Origin of the sequence: Burkholderia singularis (assembly GCF_900176645.1) — a bacterium.
GTDB classification, from domain to species: domain Bacteria; phylum Pseudomonadota; class Gammaproteobacteria; order Burkholderiales; family Burkholderiaceae; genus Burkholderia; species Burkholderia singularis.
Window position 1 is genome coordinate 1 of record NZ_FXAN01000132.1, and the last position, 6,802, is coordinate 6,802.

Consider the following 6,802-nt stretch of genomic DNA (forward strand, 5'->3'; position numbering starts at 1 on the left):
TATATCCTCAAGCCGCGCATCTTCGACCATCTGCGCGCCCTCAAACCCGGCGCCGGCGGCGAGCTTCAGCTCACCGACGCCATCCAGGCCCTGCTCAACGACGAGCAGGTGCTCGCCTACAAGTATCGCGGCACCCGCTTCGACTGCGGCAGCAAGATCGGCTATCTCAAGGCCACCATCGAATTCGCCCTGCGACACCCCGAGGTCAAGGACGAGTTCGCCGCTTATCTGCGCGAGCGCGACGCAAGCCCGTTGTAATTCTCATTCTGGATGGGGCGCGGCAAGGCGGGCATTGCACCGCCGAGCCGCACGCCGGGTCACGGCGTTGGTTTCTGTCCGGATCGCGCCGAGCGCTTCGTTTCGGCGCGCTTAGTGCGCATCGACGGGTTTCACCGACACCACGCCCAGCACGTTACCCTGATCGTCCTGCTTGGTTTTGACGAACCAGCCGCCGCCAGCGAACGGCAGTTTCGCGAGCGCGCTTTGCACCAGCGCGGGCGCGGCTTGCAACGCATCGGCCTGACGATCCTGAACAATCGCCGACACACGATACGCTTCATTTCCGGTCGCGCGTTCGACGAAACGCAACGTCAGCATGTGCCGGTAGACCGTTCCGAACAAGCCGAACGGCGCCGGCCCGTCGACGGCGATGCACGCGGGCTGCCGCTCGCCGCCGCAACCCGCCTGCGTCAGCGCAACCGACGCCGGCTGCGTCGCATACGCCACCGTCAAGCGATAACGGGCTTGCGCGGCACTCTGCTCGGCAAACCCGCGCCGAGCCAGCTCGCTGCGCACGAGCGCCTCGACGCGCCGATAATCCGCATTGTCGGCTTGGGTACTCGTTTGCACGAAATCATAGGTCTGCGCGCCCGCGAGCGCTCCCGACGCGCTGACGCCAGTCGTGACCGACGCGCAGCCGGACAGCAATGCAACTGCCAGTCCCGCCCCCGTCCACAAGATCTTCATAAGTTCTCCCATACTCGCGGATTGCCCCGCCATTTCTCGCGACCGCCAGCCCCGTGCGCGCCGCTTGCACTACCCCGCTTGCCGAACATCCCCCATCATGCCGACGGTTCGTCGAGCGTCGGCAACGATACGGTGATCTCGGTACCCACGCCAGGAGTGCTGTCCACGCCGACGCTGCCGCCGTGCCGCACGATCACGGTCTTGACGAATGCCATGCCAAGCCCCGCACCGGCGACCTCCGGCCGCTCGTTCGCATGAAAGCGCTTGAAGCGCTCGAACAGGTACTGCTGATCCTCGAGCGGAATGCCGTATCCCTGATCGCGGATCGCGCAGTGCATCCGCTTGGCCATCGGTTCGACTGATAGCGTACACGTGATCACGGTATCCGTCGGACTATATTTGACCGCATTATTCAGCAAATTGACGAGCGCGCGCGTCATCAGCGAACGGTCGGCGCCGATCCAGCACGGTGCGGTGCCGATCGACGTGTCGATGCGTATCCGCTTGGCCTGCGCCTGCGGCCAGACTTCGTCGCTCGCGTCGATCAGTAGATCCGCAAAGCTCACGATCTCGAGCTGATAGGTTTGCGACTCGGCGCGTGCGAGCTGCACGAATTCGTCTGCCAGCATCAGCGCGCGCTGCGCATATCGCTCGATCCGCGCGAGCAGCCCGCGCATGTGCTCGGACTCCGCACGCGGCCGCTCGATTTCGACCAGGGCGAGAATCGACGACTGCGGCGAGCGCATGTCGTGCGACAGCAGGTGCAGCGCCTCCTCGCGCTGCCGCTCGGCCGCATGCAGCGCGGTCACGTCGACGAGGCTCGCGATCCAGCCCGTCACGCGGCCCTGAGCGTTGGTACACGGCGCGTAGCGTAGCAGATGATCGAGCCCTTCGCGATCACGAACCTCGACGCCGCGCTCCATCACGTCGTTGCGACTGTCGCGCGTCGGGTCGAGCGCGGCGGGCCAACGCTCGCGAATCGCGACATCGGACTCGGCCTGGCCGTCGACCGTCTTCATGAACGAAAGCTCGCCGAAAGCCGAGCGCAGCGGCCGCCCTTCCGGCGCCGGCACGTTCAGCCGCCCGCAATAGCGCTTGGCCGCATGGTTGGCGATCAGCACGACGCCTTCCAGATCGGTGACGACGACAGGCTCCGGCATGCTGTCGAGGCTATCCCACACAAAGCGCTTCATGTCCTGCACGCGCTGCGCCGCCTGCGCCATCAGCGCCATCTGCCGCTCGAGCACGTCGCCGCCGAACTCGTTGCGATCGCGCGGCGCCTCGGGCAACAGGTGCGGCTCGTCCGCAAGCCGCTGCAGCTCATAGCGCAGATACGACATCGTCATTTCTAGCCGCCGCCAATTCCAGATCGGATAGGCCGCGATCAGGCCGAAGATCGCCGGCGCGGGCGACAGCCACAGCCGAGCGTAGTAAAGAAGCGCCGCGCTCGATACGACCGCGAACAGCGCGAGACTCAGCGTGAGCAACAGCGAGCGCCACGGCGACAACATCAGGAAGCCCGCGAGCAGCACGACGAGCGGCAACAGCGATGCGGCGAAGATCACCCAGCCCGAGGCGGGCGAGATCGCGCGGTCGTTCATCAGCATGTCGAGCGCGCTGGTATGGATGTAGACGCCGGGCAGCGGGCCGAATTCGCCCGAAATCGGCGTCGCGAACCGGTCGCCGAGCCCCGATGCCGTCATGCCGATGATCACGACCTTGCCGCGCAGCTGTTCCGCGTTGACGTTGCCCGAGAGCACATCGACGAACGACACGCTCGGATAAGTCGCCGTCGCAAGGCCGAACGGAATCAGATAGCGGTCTTCGCCTTTCGCGTGCTCGGCAAGCTCGCGCATCCGGTGCGCGATCGGCCTCGGGTGCGCAAGCTTGAGCCGGCCATCCGCGACGGCGCGAAACACGGACATCGACAACAGCGGCCAGCTCTGCCGGCCGTCGCTCTCGAACGGCGCGATGCTGCGCACGATTCCGTCCGGATCGACTTCGACGTTGATGTGTCCGGTTCCCGCGATGCTCTGCGCGATCGAAGGCACCGGCGGATCGACCGCGCGCGTGCCGTCGGGTATCTCCTCGTGCAGCAGCACCGGCACGAACGTCGGCACGAGGCCGAGAGACTGCGCAAACGCCCGGTCGTCGGGAGACGGATCGCTGAACAGCACGTCGTAGACGACGGCAGCGGGCTTCGCCTTCGCGATCGCGGCGATGAATTCGGCCTGGATGTTGCGCGGCCACGGCCAGCGTCCAAGCAGGTTGATGCTGCGGTTGTCGATCTCGACGATCACGAGATTGGGATCGATCGGCAGCTTGCGCAGCGTCAGCAGGCGGTCGTAGATGATCCGGTCGACACTCGACGTCGTGCGGCCCATCACGCCCGCGAGTATCACCGCGACGCCGAGGCAGCCAATCGCGATCCATTCGACGAGAAAGCGGCGGCCCAGCAGCCGCCGCCGTTGCGTGCGGTCCAATCTCATCCGCCGCCCATCAGCGCGCGATCGTAAACGAGTTGACCGCGCCGGCCTTTTCGTAGAATCGGCCGCCCTCGAACCGCTCCGCGATCACTGTCCAGTAGTACTCGCCCGGCTTCAGATTCGACACGACGATGCGCCCGCCCTTCAGATCGACCTGGTCGACGATCGGATTGCTCAGATCCTTCGACGACGACAGCACGAAGCGGAAATGCGTCGCATCGCCCTTGCCGCTTTCCGTCGTGGACCAGCGGAACGCGTAGCCGCCGTTGTCGCTCGGCGCGGCCGACGCGTCGATGCCGAAGCGGCGCCGCTCGAACGCGTAAATGCGCGGCACGCCCTCGAGGCCGTGCGAATCGAGCGCCGACACGCGCACGAAATAGGTGCCGTCCGGCACGTCGCCGAACATCGCGAGCGGCGAGCTCACGCGGACTTCCTTGAAGAGATCGTAAAGGCTCGCGTCGCGGCCGATTTGCACGTGATAGGCGCTCGCGCCGTCGAGCGGCGCAAGCGCGAACGCGACGTCCGGCTCGTCCTGCACTTTAGCCGGATCGACGAGCGTCGGCGCGGCAAGCAGCGCGATCGGCGCGCCCACCGCGCCCGTCGAACTCGCCACGCTGCCGTAGTTCGCATGAACGAGCGTCAGGTCGCCGGCTGCGCGCTTCGCATCCGGCGCCACGCCGACCGTGCCGTCCAGCACTTCGACCGTCGTCGTCGCCTTGCCGTCCTTGTCGTAATTCATGCGAAAGCGCGTGCCGCGCACGCCGGCCACGACCGACGGCGAACGGATCTGGAAACGGTCGTCCTTTTTCTTCAGGTGGGTGACGTCGCTGTCGACCGAACCGCGCTTCAGGTCGATCACGCGCTCGAGCGTGCCCGTGAGCACCGTGCGGCGCAACGTCGACAAGTCGATCTGGCTGTCCGGCGGCAAGCTCAGGTGCGTGCCGTCCGCGAGTTCGAGCGTGACGAAACCGTTCGCGCCGGTGCGCAGGCGATCGCCTTCGGTCAAGGTCGTGTCGACCGGCGCGGGCACGAACTGGTCGTCGCCGCGCGACGCGCTCTCGACCGGCCCATGCGCGGAAATCACGCGCGCGGACAGCCGCTCCTTGCGCAGCCGCGACGCGGGCAGCTTCAGCGCGATGCCCGGCAGCAAATGCTTGGGTACCGGCACGTCGTTCAGCTGCGCGACGAGCGGCCAGTCACCCGGCCCTTGCAGATAGCGGGTGGCGACGTCGTACAGCGTGTCGCCTTCGCGTGTCGTGTACTCGACGACCGGCGTTGCCGCAGCCGCGCGCTTGGGCGGCTGCGCGACCGACAGCTGCGGTTGCGCGGCGAACGCCAGTACGGCTGTGCTGCACGCCGTCAGCGCAAGTTTCGTTGCCCGAATCACCCGAATGCCCGCCGTCACTCCGCCTCCCCTAATGCGATGCGCTCGAGCCGATAGCCGTAGCCGTAAATCGGCGCGAGACGGTAACCGTTTTCCGGACGCAGGCCGAGCTTCGTGCGCAGCATCGAGATGTGCGTGTCCATGGTCCGCGACGGAATGTCGGTTGCCTGCTTCCAAACGAGATCGAGGATGTGCGCGCGCGACAATGGCCGGTCCAGATGCTGGAACAGCAGCAGCGCGAGCTCGAATTCCTTTTGCGTCAGGCTCACCGGCTTGTCGTCGACGTATGCCTGCTTCAGGTTGACGTCGAACTTGTAATTGTCGAATTCGCGAACCGACGACTCGGAATTGACGGGATACGCGCGCCGCAGCAGCGAACCGATGCGCGCGCGCAGAATTGGACCCGACACGGGCTTGACGACGTAGTCGTCGGCGCCGGCGTTCAGAATCTGCGTGATGCCCGCCTCGTCGTCGCGGCTCGTCATGAAAATGATCGGCAGCCGATGTTCGACCTGGTTCGCCCGCACCCACTTCAACACTTCCTCGCCGGACATGTCGGGCACGTTCCAGTCGAGCACCAGCAGATCGAACGTCTCCCGCTGCAGACGCTTCTTCAGCGCCTTGCCTTCCCTGAACGCGTAGCAGGTGTGACCCGCGGCCGTCAGCGTCTGACTGACGAAATCCGTTTGGGCTTGATCGTCATCCAATACAGCAATTCTCATAGCACCCCGCAAAACGAAATCCATTCAGCCTCTCATACGCGGCGCCGCACAGCAATGGCCGGGCGCTGATTCAGCCCCCGCCCCGTCATCCGCCGCTATCGGCCAAATGGTGATGGTGTTGTCCGTTCGACTAGCCCGCAAACCGCTATTTTATGTGATAGACAGCGCGATATCTCAAAAACAGGGGACGCAAGACCTACGTTTTCACGATAGTAGTATGAAAACGCCATGGAGATCGCCAAGAAACCGGCTTGAATCGCAGCTTTGTTACCGGGGCCACAACCAACGCCGGCTGCCGCGGCCCAAAACGGCATCGTGCAAACAAGCCGATGCATTCGAGCTTACAGAACGGAATCGGGCTCGACCGCCTTGCGCGCCGACAGATCCATTCGCTGCAGCGCATCATGCAGCCGGCCGCGCACGTGCTCCCACGCGGCGCGCGCATAATCGGGTTGATCGGCCGCCCACGCATGCGCGAGATCAAACACGCGCTCAACCGTGGCCGCGCAGCGTGTGAGTTCGGGCTCAGGGCTGCCAAGCGCCACCCGCATCCATTCGGCGAGCCATGGCATGTCGCTCGCGCTGGAATCCGCATAAGCCTCGAGCGCGGCCCGCGCATGACGATCCTGTGCGGGGTCCAGTTCGACGCGCTGCATGTTCGTCCTATGCAGCATCTTGCTATTCGGCTCGAACGGTATTCGAATCGCTCCCGATCTGAACAGCATTGCATCCCCCCGTTGGTCGTCAACGACACGCACCGGGCATGCCGGCCCGCGGCCACTCCTCTTGCACGGCCTTTGCGCAGGCGATCCGGCACGAGTATAAGCAGCGGGTAACGGCAGATGGTTTAAGGATTGTTAGACGCTCACGCGCCGCGCGTCGAACCGTCAGCGGCGGCGCATCAGGAAGATGAAGGTTTTGTCTTGCGTCGTCGACTCGACGATCTCGTTGCCGGTTTGCTTCGCGAATGCGGCGAAATCGCGCTGCGAGCCGGGATCGGTGGCGAGCACCTTCAGGATCTGCCCGCTTTCCATGTCGGCCAGCGCTTTCTTCGCGCGCAGGATCGGCAGCGGGCAGTTGAGTCCGCGCGCGTCCACTTCTTTATGTATGTGCATCGGCTTTCGACCTTCGAATCGCGCCGTCGCGGCGCTTTCGCTGTGGGAAGCGCCGATTTTACCGCAAGCGTCGCGCGCCGCATGGCGTGATGCGTGCAAGCGGGCCGCCGGCCGGCCGCCTCGCCCGCC

General features: G+C 65.2%; 6 protein-coding genes and 1 pseudogene. 1 reads left to right on the forward strand and 6 read right to left on the reverse strand.

The features are described from left to right. Positions 1–258 (forward strand): annotated as a pseudogene (locus BSIN_RS24785) (UTP--glucose-1-phosphate uridylyltransferase GalU); the annotation flags it as partial. A gap of 111 nt (positions 259–369) precedes the next feature. Here BSIN_RS24785 and BSIN_RS24790 read toward each other — a convergent pair. From BSIN_RS24790 to BSIN_RS24815, 6 genes are all read right to left on the reverse strand, one after another. Further along, complete coding sequence (locus BSIN_RS24790) at positions 370–966, reverse strand: DUF4136 domain-containing protein (RefSeq protein WP_059513583.1); 597 nt, start codon at positions 964–966, stop codon at positions 370–372. A 95-nt stretch (positions 967–1,061) separates the two neighbouring features. Next, complete coding sequence (locus tag BSIN_RS24795; protein WP_089342380.1) at positions 1,062–3,455, reverse strand: CHASE2 domain-containing protein; 2,394 nt, start codon at positions 3,453–3,455, stop codon at positions 1,062–1,064. A gap of 10 nt (positions 3,456–3,465) precedes the next feature. Next, positions 3,466–4,857 carry a FecR family protein gene (locus BSIN_RS24800; protein WP_369828259.1) on the reverse strand — a complete coding sequence of 464 codons (1,392 nt, stop codon included), beginning with the start codon at positions 4,855–4,857 and terminating at the stop codon, positions 3,466–3,468. Continuing rightward, on the reverse strand, positions 4,854–5,558 hold the full coding sequence (locus tag BSIN_RS24805; protein ID WP_059513588.1) for a response regulator transcription factor: 705 nt from the start codon (positions 5,556–5,558) through the stop codon (positions 4,854–4,856). Before BSIN_RS24805 ends, BSIN_RS24800 begins: the two co-directional genes overlap by 4 nt. 341 nt (positions 5,559–5,899) lie before the next feature. After that, positions 5,900–6,283 carry a hypothetical protein gene (locus tag BSIN_RS24810; protein WP_059513591.1) on the reverse strand — a complete coding sequence of 128 codons (384 nt, stop codon included), beginning with the start codon at positions 6,281–6,283 and terminating at the stop codon, positions 5,900–5,902. A 162-nt stretch (positions 6,284–6,445) separates the two neighbouring features. Continuing rightward, the gene (locus BSIN_RS24815; protein ID WP_059514135.1) at positions 6,446–6,673 is read right to left on the reverse strand and encodes a sulfurtransferase TusA family protein; all 228 of its coding nucleotides are present in this window, start codon (positions 6,671–6,673) and stop codon (positions 6,446–6,448) included. Between the last annotated feature and the right edge of the window lie 129 nt (positions 6,674–6,802).